This window comes from Pseudomonas sp. MWU16-30316, from assembly GCF_020515645.1.
Classification (GTDB): domain Bacteria; phylum Pseudomonadota; class Gammaproteobacteria; order Pseudomonadales; family Pseudomonadaceae; genus Aquipseudomonas; species Aquipseudomonas cerasi.
This window is the reverse complement of the sequence record NZ_JAIZAZ010000006.1, coordinates 107240-120989: the sequence shown is the minus strand read 5'-3', so window position 1 is coordinate 120989 and position 13750 is coordinate 107240. Positions and strand designations below refer to the sequence as shown.

Annotated in this window: 16 protein-coding genes; 11 read left to right on the top strand and 5 right to left on the bottom strand. The window is 59.6% G+C overall.

The window, feature by feature from the left end; translation table 11 throughout:
- Positions 1–147: 147 nt before the first annotated feature.
- Complete coding sequence (locus tag LCH65_RS19435) at positions 148–738, bottom strand: cysteine hydrolase family protein (RefSeq protein WP_003315142.1); 591 nt, start codon at positions 736–738, stop codon at positions 148–150.
- Between the two features lie 260 nt (positions 739–998).
- Between LCH65_RS19435 and prmB the strand changes: the two genes are divergently transcribed.
- Positions 999–1907 carry a 50S ribosomal protein L3 N(5)-glutamine methyltransferase gene (gene prmB / locus LCH65_RS19430; RefSeq protein ID WP_096106966.1) on the top strand — a complete coding sequence of 303 codons (909 nt, stop codon included), beginning with the start codon at positions 999–1001 and terminating at the stop codon, positions 1905–1907.
- A 73-nt stretch (positions 1908–1980) separates the two neighbouring features.
- Here prmB and LCH65_RS19425 read toward each other — a convergent pair whose 3' ends face one another.
- Both LCH65_RS19425 and LCH65_RS19420 read right to left on the bottom strand, forming a co-directional pair.
- Complete coding sequence (locus LCH65_RS19425) at positions 1981–2784, bottom strand: hypothetical protein (RefSeq protein ID WP_226439728.1); 804 nt, start codon at positions 2782–2784, stop codon at positions 1981–1983.
- A 143-nt stretch (positions 2785–2927) separates the two neighbouring features.
- Positions 2928–3959: an alpha/beta hydrolase gene (locus LCH65_RS19420; protein ID WP_003436719.1), complete on the bottom strand. Its 1032-nt coding sequence runs from the start codon at positions 3957–3959 to the stop codon at positions 2928–2930.
- A gap of 141 nt (positions 3960–4100) precedes the next feature.
- Here LCH65_RS19420 and aroC point away from each other — a divergent pair, with 141 nt between their 5' ends.
- From aroC to LCH65_RS19390, 6 genes are all read left to right on the top strand, one after another.
- Positions 4101–5192 carry a chorismate synthase gene (aroC, locus tag LCH65_RS19415; RefSeq protein WP_003436716.1) on the top strand — a complete coding sequence of 364 codons (1092 nt, stop codon included), beginning with the start codon at positions 4101–4103 and terminating at the stop codon, positions 5190–5192.
- A gap of 30 nt (positions 5193–5222) precedes the next feature.
- Positions 5223–6386, top strand: a complete 1164-nt coding sequence (locus tag LCH65_RS19410) for an MFS transporter (RefSeq protein WP_046719706.1) — start codon at positions 5223–5225, stop codon at positions 6384–6386.
- A complete protein-coding gene (locus tag LCH65_RS19405) occupies positions 6383–6997 on the top strand; it encodes a methylthioribulose 1-phosphate dehydratase (protein ID WP_003371534.1) in 615 nt (204 codons plus the stop codon). The genes LCH65_RS19410 and LCH65_RS19405 overlap by 4 nt, the downstream gene beginning before the upstream one ends.
- 82 nt (positions 6998–7079) lie before the next feature.
- Positions 7080–7625: an acireductone dioxygenase gene (locus tag LCH65_RS19400; protein ID WP_099266866.1), complete on the top strand. Its 546-nt coding sequence runs from the start codon at positions 7080–7082 to the stop codon at positions 7623–7625.
- Positions 7626–7641: 16 nt separating this feature from the next.
- Positions 7642–8325 carry an acireductone synthase gene (mtnC, locus tag LCH65_RS19395; protein ID WP_129485700.1) on the top strand — a complete coding sequence of 228 codons (684 nt, stop codon included), beginning with the start codon at positions 7642–7644 and terminating at the stop codon, positions 8323–8325.
- Positions 8326–8579: 254 nt separating this feature from the next.
- Positions 8580–9302 carry a LuxR C-terminal-related transcriptional regulator gene (locus LCH65_RS19390; protein ID WP_003436709.1) on the top strand — a complete coding sequence of 241 codons (723 nt, stop codon included), beginning with the start codon at positions 8580–8582 and terminating at the stop codon, positions 9300–9302.
- A gap of 111 nt (positions 9303–9413) precedes the next feature.
- Here LCH65_RS19390 and LCH65_RS19385 read toward each other — a convergent pair whose 3' ends face one another.
- Positions 9414–9692, bottom strand: a complete 279-nt coding sequence (locus tag LCH65_RS19385) for a DUF3509 domain-containing protein (protein WP_003315128.1) — start codon at positions 9690–9692, stop codon at positions 9414–9416.
- A 346-nt stretch (positions 9693–10038) separates the two neighbouring features.
- Here LCH65_RS19385 and LCH65_RS19380 point away from each other — a divergent pair, with 346 nt between their 5' ends.
- Both LCH65_RS19380 and LCH65_RS19375 read left to right on the top strand, forming a co-directional pair.
- Entirely contained in the window at positions 10039–10584 is a 546-nt protein-coding gene (locus LCH65_RS19380) for an ankyrin repeat domain-containing protein (RefSeq protein WP_010427083.1), read from the top strand.
- 101 nt (positions 10585–10685) lie between these two features.
- Positions 10686–11204, top strand: coding sequence for a hypothetical protein (locus LCH65_RS19375; protein WP_003371543.1), 519 nt, complete (start codon positions 10686–10688; stop codon positions 11202–11204).
- On the opposite strand, the gene LCH65_RS19370 is transcribed toward LCH65_RS19375, so the two are convergent.
- Positions 11201–12127, bottom strand: coding sequence for a ZIP family metal transporter (locus LCH65_RS19370; RefSeq protein ID WP_003436702.1), 927 nt, complete (start codon positions 12125–12127; stop codon positions 11201–11203). The two genes, LCH65_RS19375 and LCH65_RS19370, sit on opposite strands and share 4 nt — an antisense overlap.
- A 152-nt stretch (positions 12128–12279) precedes the next feature.
- On the opposite strand from LCH65_RS19370, the gene LCH65_RS19365 reads away from it, so the two are divergent.
- The gene (locus LCH65_RS19365) at positions 12280–12471 is read left to right on the top strand and encodes a PLDc N-terminal domain-containing protein (RefSeq protein WP_003315122.1); all 192 of its coding nucleotides are present in this window, start codon (positions 12280–12282) and stop codon (positions 12469–12471) included.
- A 201-nt stretch (positions 12472–12672) separates the two neighbouring features.
- Positions 12673–13533 carry a polyamine aminopropyltransferase gene (gene speE, locus LCH65_RS19360; RefSeq protein ID WP_003371548.1) on the top strand — a complete coding sequence of 287 codons (861 nt, stop codon included), beginning with the start codon at positions 12673–12675 and terminating at the stop codon, positions 13531–13533.
- The last annotated feature ends 217 nt before the right edge of the window (positions 13534–13750 follow it).

The window sequence follows — 13750 nt, the reverse complement described above, 5'->3', positions numbered from 1 at the left end:
CCTTTTCCTCAACAGGTATCAGCTCAATGGAGTATCGGCGCTCTGACCCGGGGAAGGAGGGGTGGTTCCCGCCTCCGGGACGATCCATGACGGCAAAGGATGGGCGGTTATGTGAACGCTGTCACACGCTCCTTCGCCTGTGTAGCGTCAGACAAGGTCTTTGGTCAGTGCCAGGGTGGCGAAGTTGTCGGCCATGATTGCCATCTCGGTTCTGTGCACGACCTCAGCGCTGACCACGCCGTGCGGGCTCGGCAGGTCACGGGTTGCGCAGGCATCGTCGACCAGGGTGCAGCGATAGCCGTAGTCCTTGGTGGCGCGAACCGTGGTGCTGATACTCGAATGGCTCATGAAGCCGCAGACGATCAGGTCCAGGTGCCCCAGGCTCTGCAGCAGTTCATGCAGTCCGGTGCCATTGAAGGCATTGGGCAGGCGTTTTTCGACCAGATGTTCATCACCCTGCGGCAACAGCTCCGGCACCAGTTCGCCGCGCTCGCCATGTGGATCGAACGGGCCGCCCACAGTGCCCAGATGGCGGATGTGAACAATCGGGCACTTGACCGCCCGTGCTTTTTCGACCAGTCGGCCGATGTTGGCCATCGCTTCCCTGACGCCGGTCAGGGCCAGCGGGCCGCGAAGGTATTCTTTTTGCGCGTCGATGATGATCAGCGTCGCGTTACTCAGATGGGCAGGCGCATGCACCCGGCCACTGAGTTGAAACATGGTCTTTAAATCGGACATTCACGGGCTCCTTGGTGTGGGGCTTTTGCGACATTGTCCTCTGGCTGAAGCGTTCTGGGAATGGCAACCATCGCAAGCCACGGTTTTTATGGCCTGCAGGGCAGTTGGAGGAGGGGATGGATGGCGGTTTGCCTTGATGGCGGTACGCGAATCATGGAAACTTCCCCGCCTATCGGGTACGAAGAATGCACGTTGTTCGTAACCAGACTGTTCACCGAGGCTCGTCTTACAACAGTTCGTGCCTTTCAAGGAGTTTGTCCATGATCACTTCCCGTCTGCGTACCGTGCGCGACCATATACGCTGGGCCGTCAGCCGCTTTCACGAGGAAGACGTATTTTTCGGTCATGGCACCGACAATGCCTGGGATGAAGCGCGGCAACTGGTACTGGGCGCACTGCACCTGCCTTGGGAAATTGCCGACAGCTACCTGGATTGCCGCCTGGAAATCGACGAAATATCCGAACTGCAACGCTTGATCAAGCGGCGCATCGATGACCGTGTGCCGACCCCGTACCTGCTGGGCGAGGCCTGGTTCTGTGGCATGTCGTTCATTGTCGATGACCGCGTCCTGATCCCGCGCTCACCTATTGCCGAGCTGATCGAAGAGCGTTTCGCCCCTTGGCTGGCCGACGAGCCGGCGCGGATTCTCGACCTGTGCACTGGCTCCGGTTGCATCGGTATCGCCTGTGCCGATGTGTTCCCGGAAGCCGAGGTGGCCCTGGCCGACCTGTCCTACGACGCGCTGGAAGTGGCCAACCAGAACATCGAACGTCACGGCATGGAGGACCGGGTCTACACCGTTCAGGGCGACGGATTCGACGGCCTGCCGGGTCAGCGCTTTGACCTGATCGTTTCCAACCCGCCCTATGTGGACGCCGAAGACTTTGCCGATATGCCTGACGAGTATCAGCATGAGCCGGAGCTGGCGCTGGCCTGTGGCAGCGATGGCCTGAACCTGGTCCGCCGCATGCTCGCCCAGGCCGCCGATCATCTCAACGAGAAGGGCCTGTTGATTGTCGAGGTCGGCAATAGCCAGGTGCACGTGCAGGCGCTGTATCCGGAGGTCGATTTCGCCTGGCTGGACTTCCAGCGGGGCGGGCATGGTGTGTTCATGCTCACGGCAGAACAGTGCCGCGACCATCAGGCATTGTTCCAGTCGAAGGTTTGAGCTCAACAACTGCGATAAGCGGCTGAGACCAAAGGGAGGCTGATATCAGCCTCCCTTTTTATCGGCGTGTCTTTTATCGGTGCGTCGCGATCCAGATCAGCAGTCCGGCCTGAAAGACCGCGAAGGTCACCAGGCAGGCAATCGTGAAGCGCAGGCCGCTGTCCTCACGCTTGTATTTGCTCACCCGGTCTTCATGCTGACGGATCGTCACCTCCTGTTCGATCAGGTTTTTCTCGGCCTTTTCCAGCATTTGCGAGGCTTCGAGAATCTCGATGATCTGCACCTTGTCGTTGTTCCAGGTGCTGTGCAGGTTGCCGACGTGTACATCCTTGATCTCGCCTTTCATGTGCTGGGCATCGGCATACGTCACTTCAAAGCCCAGAGTGCGCAGAAAGTGATCGCGACGCAGACGTGTGTCTTCGTTCAGACCGTCCTTGCTGGCCAGCGCCACGCCTTCAATCTTGTAGGAAGACCATCTTTTCTGCGCCCAATGCACCGCATGCGCAATCATGAAGCGCCCGATGCCGCGGTTCCATGGCTCGATCTGCAAGCCTGACTCGGGACCGAAGCGCACCATGCGCTTTTCGTGGTCGGCCCAGATATCCAGATGGTTCTGTTCCTTGCGGACCCGCTGACCTGGCAATTGCACCGTGATCCGCAGCAGGCTCAAGGCCTTGCTGTGCCGCTCGGCACGCCCGAACTGTACGAAGCGCAGAGGGCGGCCGCCGGTAGCACGGTCGGTAGGCAGTGGCGACAGACGCAGCATCTGAAAGCTTTCGGGCAGAACGTCTTCCCACGGCTGCGGGGGTACTGGCACTGCGACTTCTGCGCTGGCCGGTTCTGCGAGGGTTTCAGTCATGGTAGTTGCGTCTGTCATAAGGGTGTCCTTTCCTGGGCCTTGCCCCGGAGCATGTTTGCCGGGGCATAAAGGTGCCGAAACACTAAGGTGCCGGAACACAGGGCCAGCACATTGCTATCGGCCAGATTTGCCAGGACTGAAGGGCTATTGACTCGTGCGCGTCAGATCTTTTTTCCGTGTGGGGCGTCCGGGGCAGGGAGTGCCTTGATGAAGCTCAGGATCCGCTCGGTCACTTCACTGGCCAGCGGCTGGGTCGGATTGCGGTAGGAGAGCAGTTGCTGCTGCAAATCGTCCGGGACGATGCGCAGCACATGATTCATGCCGTCGATCAGGGCCAGTTGGGCGTCCGGTTTGGCTTTCTGCAGCAGCAGCGCGTCGCCCACACCGACCTGAATATCGTTGCGACCCTGAACGATCAGCGCCGGAATGTGCAAGGCACCGAAAGCCGCCGCCGGATCCTGGCGGAACAGCGAGATCAGGTACGGCTGGACACTGGGGCGGAACACCACTTCCAGCTCGGCGGGCACGTTGTCATCGGTCTTGCCAGCCTTGAGTTCGTCGAGCAACTGATCGCTGCGCTGCAGCAGGTCCGGTGGCAGGCGCTCCTGAAACTGTTCACGCAGCACCTGATCCACCGGGCGTCCGGTGCCGGCCACGGAAATCAGCGCTGCTGCACCTACCTTCTCAGCCGCCAGCGTCGCCACCAGCGCACCTTCGCTGTGGCCCAACAGAATCAACTGGCCCAGGCGCGGGTTGGCTTTCAGTGCTCTGGCCCAGAGCTGGACATCGGCCACGTAGCGCTCGACGCTCAGGTTGCGTTCATCCGGTGTGACCGCCTTGCTGGCCGCGACGCCACGTTTGTCGTAGCGCACGCTGGCGATATTGTTGCTGGCCAGGATCACTGCCAGGCGTTTCATGCTGTCGTTGCGTCCACCTTCCGGGTTGTTGCCGTCGCGGTCGGTGGGGCCGGAACCGGCGACGATCAGCACCACCGGCACCGGTTTGTCGGAACGCGGCATCAGCAGCGTGCCGTACAGCTTGCCGTTTTCGGTGTCCACGCTTATCGGCCGCTGCACCGTGCCGGGGGCCGCAGCGCTGGCGGTTGCGGCGGCCAGGCTCAGGATCAGGGTTATCGGCAGGGCCAGCAGACGCAGCGCGTTGGGAACTCGAAGCAGGGAAATACCGGATAACATCGCAAGGCCATCATTGGGGGAGTCACGCTTGGACGCACGCCGTGACAGAAGGTTCGAGGATGAACTGAACCGCGAGCCTGCGTATACTGGCGCGCTTGGTTTAACGATCTGGTTTTTTGGCTGATTTTTCGGAGCGCCCGCATGTCCGGCAACACTTTCGGCAAGCTGTTCACTGTCACCACCGCCGGCGAAAGCCACGGCCCGGCGCTGGTCGCTATCGTCGACGGCTGCCCGCCGGGGCTGGAGCTGGACCTGCAAGACCTGCAGCGCGACCTGGATCGGCGCAAGCCGGGCACCAGCCGCCATACCACGCAGCGTCAGGAGGCCGATGAGGTCGAGATTCTCTCGGGTGTCTTCGAGGGCAAGACCACCGGTGCGTCCATCGGCCTGCTGATCCGCAACACCGATCAGAAGTCCAAGGACTATTCGGCGATCAAGGACCTGTTCCGCCCGGCCCACGCCGATTACACCTATCACCACAAGTACGGCATCCGCGATTACCGTGGTGGTGGCCGCAGTTCGGCAAGGGAAACCGCCATGCGTGTGGCCGCAGGGGCCATTGCCAAGAAGTATCTGGCAAGCCAGGGCATCGTCATTCGCGGCTACATGAGCCAGCTTGGCCCGATCCAGATCCCGTTCAAGACCTGGGATTCGGTCGAAGACAACGCGTTTTTCTGCCCCGACCCTGACAAGGTGCCGGAACTGGAAGCCTACATGGACCAGCTGCGACGTGATCAGGACTCGGTCGGTGCGAAAATCACCGTGGTCGCAGAAGGCGTGATGCCGGGGCTCGGCGAGCCGATCTTCGATCGTCTGGACGCTGAGCTCGCCCACGCGCTGATGAGCATCAACGCGGTCAAGGGTGTGGAGATCGGTGCCGGTTTCGACTGTGTTGCCCAGCGCGGCACCGAGCACCGCGACGAGATGACGCCCCAGGGTTTCCTGTCCAATCACGCGGGCGGCATTCTCGGCGGCATTTCCTCCGGCCAGCCGATCATCGCGCATCTGGCGCTCAAGCCGACCTCCAGCATCACCACGCCAGGGCGTTCGATCGATGTCGATGGCAACGCCGCCGACGTGATCACCAAAGGTCGGCATGACCCGTGTGTCGGCATCCGTGCCACACCGATTGCCGAGGCAATGATGGCCATCGTTCTGCTGGATCATCTGCTGCGTCATCGCGGTCAGAACGCGGACGTCAGCGTCAACACGCCTGTGCTGGGGCAGGTGTAATGCACGCTGTTACGGTTGCGGACTGCTAGCGTGGCGCAACCTGCCGGCGGACAGCTGCCTTACTGGCGGCTGTCCGGGTTCTACGTATGCTATTTCGCCTTGCTGGGCCTGTCGGCGCCTTTCATGGCCCTTTACCTGCATCATCTGGGTTTTTCCAGCGCACGGATCGGCGAACTGGTCGCCATCCCCATGCTGATGCGCTGCGTTGCGCCCAATCTCTGGGGGTGGCTGGGTGATCACACCGGTTGGCGTCTGACCATTGTGCGGTCTGGCGCCATCTGCACATTACTGGCGTTTTCGCTGATCCTGGTCGAAAAAAGCTATGCCTGGCTGGCGATGGTCATGGCGCTCTACGCGTTCTTCTGGCACGCCGTGCTGCCGCAGTTCGAAGTCATCACCCTGGCACACCTGCAAGGCCAGACCTCGCGTTACAGCCAGATCCGCCTGTGGGGCTCGATCGGTTTCATTCTGGCGGTCGTGGTGCTGGGGCGGGTGTTCGAATGGTTCAGCCTGGACCTGTTCCCCTACATCGCACTGGCGATCATGTCCGGTATCGTTGTCAGCAGCTGGTGGGTGCCGAATGCGCATCCAGCACCGTCGAGCCTTGAAACCGGGCCGGGCGGCTTTCTCAGGCAACTGACGCGCCCCGATGTATTGGCGTTCTACCTCAGTGTCGCGCTGATGGTGCTCAGCCATGGCCCGTATTACACCTTTTTGACCCTGCACCTCGAAGCGCTTGGTTACAGCCGGGGCCTGATCGGCCTGCTGTGGGCCGTCGGCGTGGTGGCCGAAGTGCTGATGTTCACGGTCATGAGTCGGATTCTGCAGCGCTTCACCGTGCGCCAGGTACTCTTCGCCAGCTTTCTGCTGGCCGCATTGCGCTGGCTGCTGCTGGGGCTGTTTGCCGATCACCTCACCGCGCTGCTGATCGCGCAGGTGATGCACGCCGCGACATTCGGCAGCTTTCACGCCGCTGCCATTCACTTCGTGCAAAGTAGCTTCGGTCCGCGTCAGCAAGGTCAGGGGCAGGCGCTTTATGCCGCCTTGTCCGGCGTCGGCGGGGCGTTGGGTGCTCTGTATTCCGGTTACAGCTGGAACGCACTGGGCCCGGTCTGGACCTTTGCCATCGCCAGCCTTGCAGCCTTGGCCGCTGCCGTCATGATTGTCACACCCAAGAAAGAGGAAGGTGTATGAGCCGCGAACAATTGAGCCTGGAAATCATCGAGGCCGGGCGTTTTCTGTACGGCCGTGGCTGGTCGCCTGCCACCAGCAGCAATTACTCTGCGCGTCTTTCTGCCAGCGAGGCGCTGTTGACCGTGTCCGGCAAGCACAAGGGCCAGTTGGGCCCTGACGATGTGTTGGCCACCGATCTGGCTGGCAACAGCCTGGAACCCGGTAAAAAACCGTCTGCCGAGACCTTGCTGCATACCCAGCTGTACAGCTGCAGGCCGCAGGTCGGCGCCGTGCTGCACACCCACTCGGTCAACGCGACCGTGTTGTCGAGGCTGACCACGGCCGATCATCTGGTGTTCGAGGATTACGAACTGCAAAAGGCCTTTAGCGGCGTGGTGACTCATGAGTCGCAGGTCGTGGTGCCGATTTTCGACAACGATCAGGATATTGCCCGCCTCGCGGCAAAGGTGCAGCCTTGGCTGGACGCCCATCCCGAGTGCGCCGGCTACCTGATCCGCGGTCATGGCCTCTACACCTGGGGCGCTAAAATGAGCGACGCCTTGCGCCAGATCGAAGCGTTCGAGTTCCTGTTCGAGTGCGAACTGAAAATGCGCGCGGTATTGAACCGCTGATCGTATCCCGCCCAAACCAGCCTGTAAGCCTGACCGGCCTGTAAAAGCCGGAAGGCGTTGCACCAAACCGAGGATTTCACGCATGAGCAGCCTGTCCGTTTATCACGTTTCAAGCCCTGATATGCCCAACAAGGTGCTGACCCATCTGGAAGACATCGCGTCGACGCTGGCCGAGCAAGGGGTTGCGTTCGACCGCTGGGAGGCCGCGACGCCGATCACCCCCGGTGCCAGTCAGGAAGAGGTGATCAGCGCCTATCGCACCCAGATCGACAAGCTGATGACCGAGCGCGGTTATGTCACCGTGGACGTCATCAGTCTCAACAGCGATCATCCGCAAAAAGCCGAATTGCGCGCCAAATTTCTTGAAGAGCACCGCCACGGTGAAGACGAAGTACGCTTTTTTGTCGCCGGGCGCGGCTTGTTCACCCTGCACATCGACGACTACGTGTACGCCGTGTTGTGTGAAAAGAACGACTTGATTTCCGTACCGGCCGGCACGCGGCACTGGTTCGATATGGGCGAAGACCCGCACTTCGTTGCCATCCGCCTGTTCAACAACCCTGAAGGCTGGGTGGCCAATTTTACCGGTGAAGACATTGCCGGCCGTTTTCCACGGCTGGAAGACTGAGAGGAGCCCGATTCTGATGCCCATCAAAGCTATCCTCACGGATATCGAAGGCACCACCAGTGCAGTGAGTTTCGTGTTCGACGTGTTGTTTCCGTTCGCCAGAAAGCACTTGCCCGCATTCGTTCGCGAAAATGCCGAGCAACCGGCCGTGGCGCAGCAGCTGCAGGCGGTACGCGAGCAGACCGCTGAACCGGACGCTGATGTCGAGCGCGTTATTGCACTTCTGCTGGAGTGGATCGCCGAGGACCGCAAGGCCACACCGCTCAAGGCCCTGCAGGGCATGGTCTGGGAGCAGGGCTACAGCGCCGGACAGCTCAAGGGCCATGTTTATCCGGATGCTGTCGAGGCCCTGAAACACTGGCATCAACAGGGTTACCGGCTTTACGTTTATTCCTCGGGCTCGATTCAGGCTCAACAATTGATTTTCGGCTGCTCCGAGGCGGGCGACCTGTCCGGCCTGTTCAGCGGTTACTTCGATACGACGTCCGGCCCCAAACGCGAAGCGCAGTCCTACCGGACGATAGCGCAGGCAATGGACTGTCCTGCCGGGGAGATTCTGTTCCTGTCGGATATCGTCGAAGAACTCGATGCCGCACAGGCCGCCGGCATGGCCACCTGTGGTCTTGCGCGTGATGGCGGGGCACTTGCCGGGCACCGACATGTGGCCAGTTTTGCGCTTATCGATCCAGCGTCCTTCTAGAAAACTCCCGCCTGCTGTGCGCGGCATCGCCCTGATGCCGCTGCATTGAAATATGCCTGCCACAAGGCTCACACATTACTTTTGTAGGGCTTTTCCTGTTCTCGAGTGAGCTGTTGCCTGGTCGAAAGTACGTTGAATCTGTTTGTTTTGTTCGCGGTTTTTCAACGTGATTATTCGTGTAAGTTCTGCGCCATCGTCACCGGGGTCACGGACAACACCTGTACCGACTGCCGGGCGAAGAAGGAGCGGCAGCGATGGGCAGTGCCATGACAGAAAGCGCAACCAGGGACTTATTGATACAGCAGATGGTGAGCACGATTACCGAGCTCGATGGGCAGACTGCCATCGAAAACGCACTCGAGTGGTTACGGCGCGAATGCAGCAGCGAGCGCGCGATGTTCTTTCAGTTCAAGGGCCCGGTATTGCTGACATTCATCACGTCCAGCGTCGACGATGCCTGGGGCGAGGCCTACCGCCAGCACGATTTGATCACGCAGGACCCGGTGATCCGTTGTTATCGCAATCAACTGGGCTTCCTGAACTGGCAGGATGCTTTCAGGCAATACCCGGTCTCCGCCTTTTATGACGAGCTCGTCGATGCCTGCGAACTGCTTCCGGCCATCTCCTACGGCTACACCAATCATTGCCGTGGTGCCGACAGCGTGACATCGGTCTGTACCCTGGGCGAAGTTGAGCGGCCCATCAGTGCTGAACAAAAGTACCTCATGAGCAGTCTCATGCCAGTGCTGCACAGTGTCGCGCGTGGTCTGAAGTTCTGTTCACGCGGTCTGACCCATCGCGAGCTGGAAGTGTTGCAGTGGGCCAGAGACGGGAAAACGGCCTGGGAGATCTCGATGATCCGCGACGTATCGGAATCGACGGTGAAGTATCACCTCAAGACCATCTACTCCAAGCTGGGCGTTGCCAACAGGGCACAGGCGGTGGGCGAAGCACTTTGTCGTGGTCTGATCAGATAGTCGGCCGACAAAACGCAGGCAAAAAAAAGCCGCGAGAACAAAGTGTAATCGCGGCAAACAAGGGATGAGAGAGCGTAAAGCGGGTGCCACCCAAGAGGGTGGCGGGCAAAATCAACGTGTGTGGTACGTCGGCAGATCAAAACGGTGCTGGCTTTGCAGCATCGAGATAGCTGGCAGCTCGCTGGCTTGTGCAGCCAGGTCGCGGCGGATGGCGCTGATTACCCATTCCAGTTGAACCGGTGTGTGCAACTGAGCATAAGAGACTGAGCGACGGATCTGCTTACCATCCTGGGTACGCAGTGACAACAGAACACCACCATCTGGGCGCGGCTGGGTAGTAACGGTGTAGTCGGAGAATACGGAAGCGAATTTTTCTTGAATAAAAGTCATGTGAGGCGGCTCCATTGCTCATGGGATAACAAGCTTGAAAGTACTATTGCAGTGTCTGTGCCAGTCTTTCCCTTAAAATAAATCCTTTAAAATCAATGACTTGTAATATCCTCTAATTTCAGTCTTCGTGCATTTTGCATGAACACCCGTCGTGCGCCCTGCATTTTGCCGTTTCCTGCACGATGGGGATCGGGCAGAAGGGGGATTGCATGGATAGCGGCGATCAGGAGCAGGCATTGCGCATCCGCGTCGATGCTGATCGAACAGCTGGCGAGACTTGAGGTCAGTGTGTGTATCGACGCCGGGTCAACGCATGCCCGGAGTACCGTGCGCCAAGGAGTAGTTAATGACCGATACAGATATCAGCGCTTCGAAAACCATGACTGAAGACGAAGCCGCCGAGTTCGCCGAGCAGGTATTCGATGTGGCTCGCCAGGGAAATGCAGTCATGCTGGAGCGCCTGCTTGAAAAGGGCCTGCCTGCAGATCTGCGCAACCACAAAGGCGATACGCTGCTGATGCTGGCCAGCTATCACTGCCACGCGGATGCGGTCCGTGTGCTGCTGAACCACAAGGCTGATCCTGAAATCCGCAACGATAACGGCCAAAGCCCCATCGCCGGTGCAGCGTTCAAGGGCGATCTGGCGGTGGTCAGGTTGCTGGTCGAGGCGGGTGCCGACATAGACGGTGCCTCTGCTGATGGCCGTACCGCATTGATGATGGCGGCGATGTTCAATCGCAACGAAATAGTCGATTACCTGATCAGTCAGGGCGCGGACCCGCATGCCACTGACGCCAAGGGCATCACTGCACTGGGCGCCGCTCAGGCAATGGGCGCGACCGTCACCATTGAGCAGTTGACCAAAATGGGCGTGCAGCCAGCCCGGTCCTGACAGCGAGTGCAGTGACAGCAAGGCATGAACACATAGAGGCGCGATGGATTTACCGTTATCCTTCGCGCCTCTTTTTTTGCCCGCTATCAGGATCGCCCCCCATGAAAGACTCACTGGTCGAATTAATCAGCAAAGTCAGCTCCGGCTGCATGGGCGACGATGAAATCGTGCATATCGCCGATGAAGCCGCGCAGGCGTATGCCGATCCGCAGGCATTTCTGGCCGCCAACCCTGATATCAACTACGACGATACATTCCCGATCCCGCTGGGCGAGTGGGTCGTGGTGGGCAGCCTGCCGGAAACCGTTCTGTTCCAGGCCGACAGCTACATGGACCTGTTCGAGCAGATCGTTCAGTCGTTTGGCAAGGACGTGACCTTCAACATCAAGCCCAGGCAGCTGGCCAAGGTAGAGCCGCTGGTCGCGCTCAATCGCATTCAGATTCAGTTGAGCAGCATGAACAAGGAGATGGGCGGCTATGTGCTGATGAACTTCAGCCAGCCACTGGATGACGAGTTGCAAGCGGTGCTGGTGTACGGCCGTGACGAAGCGCGCGTAGTCGAGCTGGCAGCATCGGCGGGCATCCATGCCGCACCTGCACTGCAGGCATTGCGCGGTTAACCCAGCGCCGTATCGAGAAACATCATCACCGCAAAACCGCCCATAAGGCCCAGGGTTGCCGAGGTCTGATGGCCATTGCGGTGGGTTTCCGGGATGACTTCATGGGACACCACGAAGATCATCGCGCCTGCTGCCAGCCCCATGCTCAGCGGATAGGCGATGGCAAAGCCGCTGGAGATACCCAGGCCCACCAGTGAGCCCAGTGGCTCCATGAGGCCGGAACCGATGGCCACCAGCATCGCCTTGAAGGCTGACAGGCCGGTGGCGCGCAGGGCCAGCGCAATGGCCAGACCTTCGGGAATGTCCTGAATGGCGATGGCGGTGGTCAATGGCAGGCCGACATTCATGTCGCCGCTGGCGAAACTGACGCCAATCGCCATGCCCTCAGGGAGGTTATGCAGGGTGATCGCCAGCACGAACAGCCAGACCCGACTGATTCGCTCCGAATGAGGTCCCTGGCGGCCTACGCTTTCATGCTCGTGCGGGGTGAATTTGTCCAGTCCCAGCATCAGCAGCACACCCAGTCCCAGACCGGCAACAACCGTCGCAGCTGCCCATGGGCCGCTGTCGGTAATGTCCCGGGCGGCTTCCAGGCCTGGAAGAATCAGCGAGAACGAACTGGCCGCCAGCATCATTCCGGCGGCAAAGCCGAGCATGATGTCCTGAGCGCGTTGCGAAACATTGCGCAGGGCAACCGCCATCACGGCGCCTAGCGCCGTGGCCAGAAAACCCGCGATGCCGCCCAGCAGGGCGTGATTGAAGTTGACCTCACTGGTGCCATGGAAAGCGTTATAAAGACTGATGCCAACGAGGCCGACGACGATCAGCAGGGCGAGGGCAAAGCCCAGGCTCACCAGTGGGCTGCCCTGGAACTGGTTTAACCAGGCCGCCCAGGGCGTTCGGGGTTGTGCGGGCGTAGGCATTGACAGGCTACCTTTGATAAAGGGGGAGCGATGGTGACTGAAATACAAAGTCGACCCCGTCTGGGAGCCCGAGAATATAAGGTTGGTTCAACGGAACCCCCGAACGGCGCTACTATCCTAGGAGGGTAAGCATTCAATTTAGGGGCAACACCATGGGTTCTAGCTTCAACGGCCTGGTCGGCTTGATCATTCTGGCGCTCGATATCTGGGCCATCATCAACGTCTTGAAAAGCGGTGCCGAGACCGGCAAGAAAATCCTCTGGGTATTGCTGATCGTACTGCTTCCTGTGGTAGGCCTGATCATCTGGGCAATCCTCGGACCGCGTGGCAACGTACGCATGTGATACGTCCACACGCTGGGCAAAACAACGCTTGATTACCTTGGGTAATCAGGCGTTTTTCGTTTCATGCGCCGGGCATTCGCAGCGGCAATGGCACGCCAGGCTGCATAGAGGTTCGACCTGTCATGTTCCTCGACGTAGAATGCGCGCCTTTGTTGTGGGCGGTCGGCCGTCCTGTCATCAGTACCCAGCGGGAGCTTACCCATGAGCGATTATCAGGAAACGTTATACGAAGGCTACGGCCAGCGCTTTCGTATGGAAAAAATGCTTCACGAAGTACGTACCGATCACCAGCACCTGGTGATCTTCCAGAACCCGCGCATGGGCCGTGTCATGGCGCTGGACGGCGTGATTCAGACCACCGAAGCTGACGAGTTCATCTACCACGAAATGCTCACCCATGTGCCGATTCTGGCGCACGGTGCAGCCAAGCGTGTGCTGATCATCGGCGGCGGCGACGGCGGTATGCTGCGTGAAGTCGCCAAGCACATGAGCGTCGAACACATCACCATGGTCGAGATCGATGCGACCGTGGTCGAGATGTGCAAGGAATATCTGCCCAATCATTCCAGCGGCGCCTTTGACGATTCGCGTCTGAACCTGGTCATCGACGACGGCATGCGCTTTGTCGCGACCACCGAAGAAAAGTTCGACGTGATCATCTCCGACTCCACCGATCCGATCGGCCCGGGTGAAGTCCTGTTCTCGGAAAACTTTTATCAGGCCTGCCATCGCTGCCTCAACGAAGGCGGCATTCTGGTCACCCAGAACGGCACGCCCTTCATGCAGTTGAGCGGTGTGCAGACCACAGCCGGGCGTATGAACGGTCTGTTTGCCGACTGGCATTTCTATCACGCTGCCATCCCGACCTACATCGGCGGAGCGATGACCTTCGCCTGGGGCTCGACCGACAAGAGCTATCGCAAATTGCCGCTGGAAACCCTGCGTCAGCGTTTCTCGGGCAGCGGTATTGTTACGCGTTATTACAATCCGGAAGTCCACATCGGTGCGTTCGCCTTGCCGCAGTACGTTCTGCAGGCCGTGGGCAAGGCCAGCAACGACTGATGAGTCGGTCCGGCTTCTCGAGCCGGATTCTCTCGAGCGTCGCCTGCAAGGCTTTATAAGCGCTTAATTCGCGACAGAAATTTCACACGTTCTGTCACAGAATTGCGCGCGAAGCTGAACAGGCACGCGTCTTCATGGGCTGACCTGGCCCCTGGCGACCCGCAATCAAGTAATATCTGCGCCCTGTCGCGCGCCGTCTGCCTCAAGAGCAAGGCGG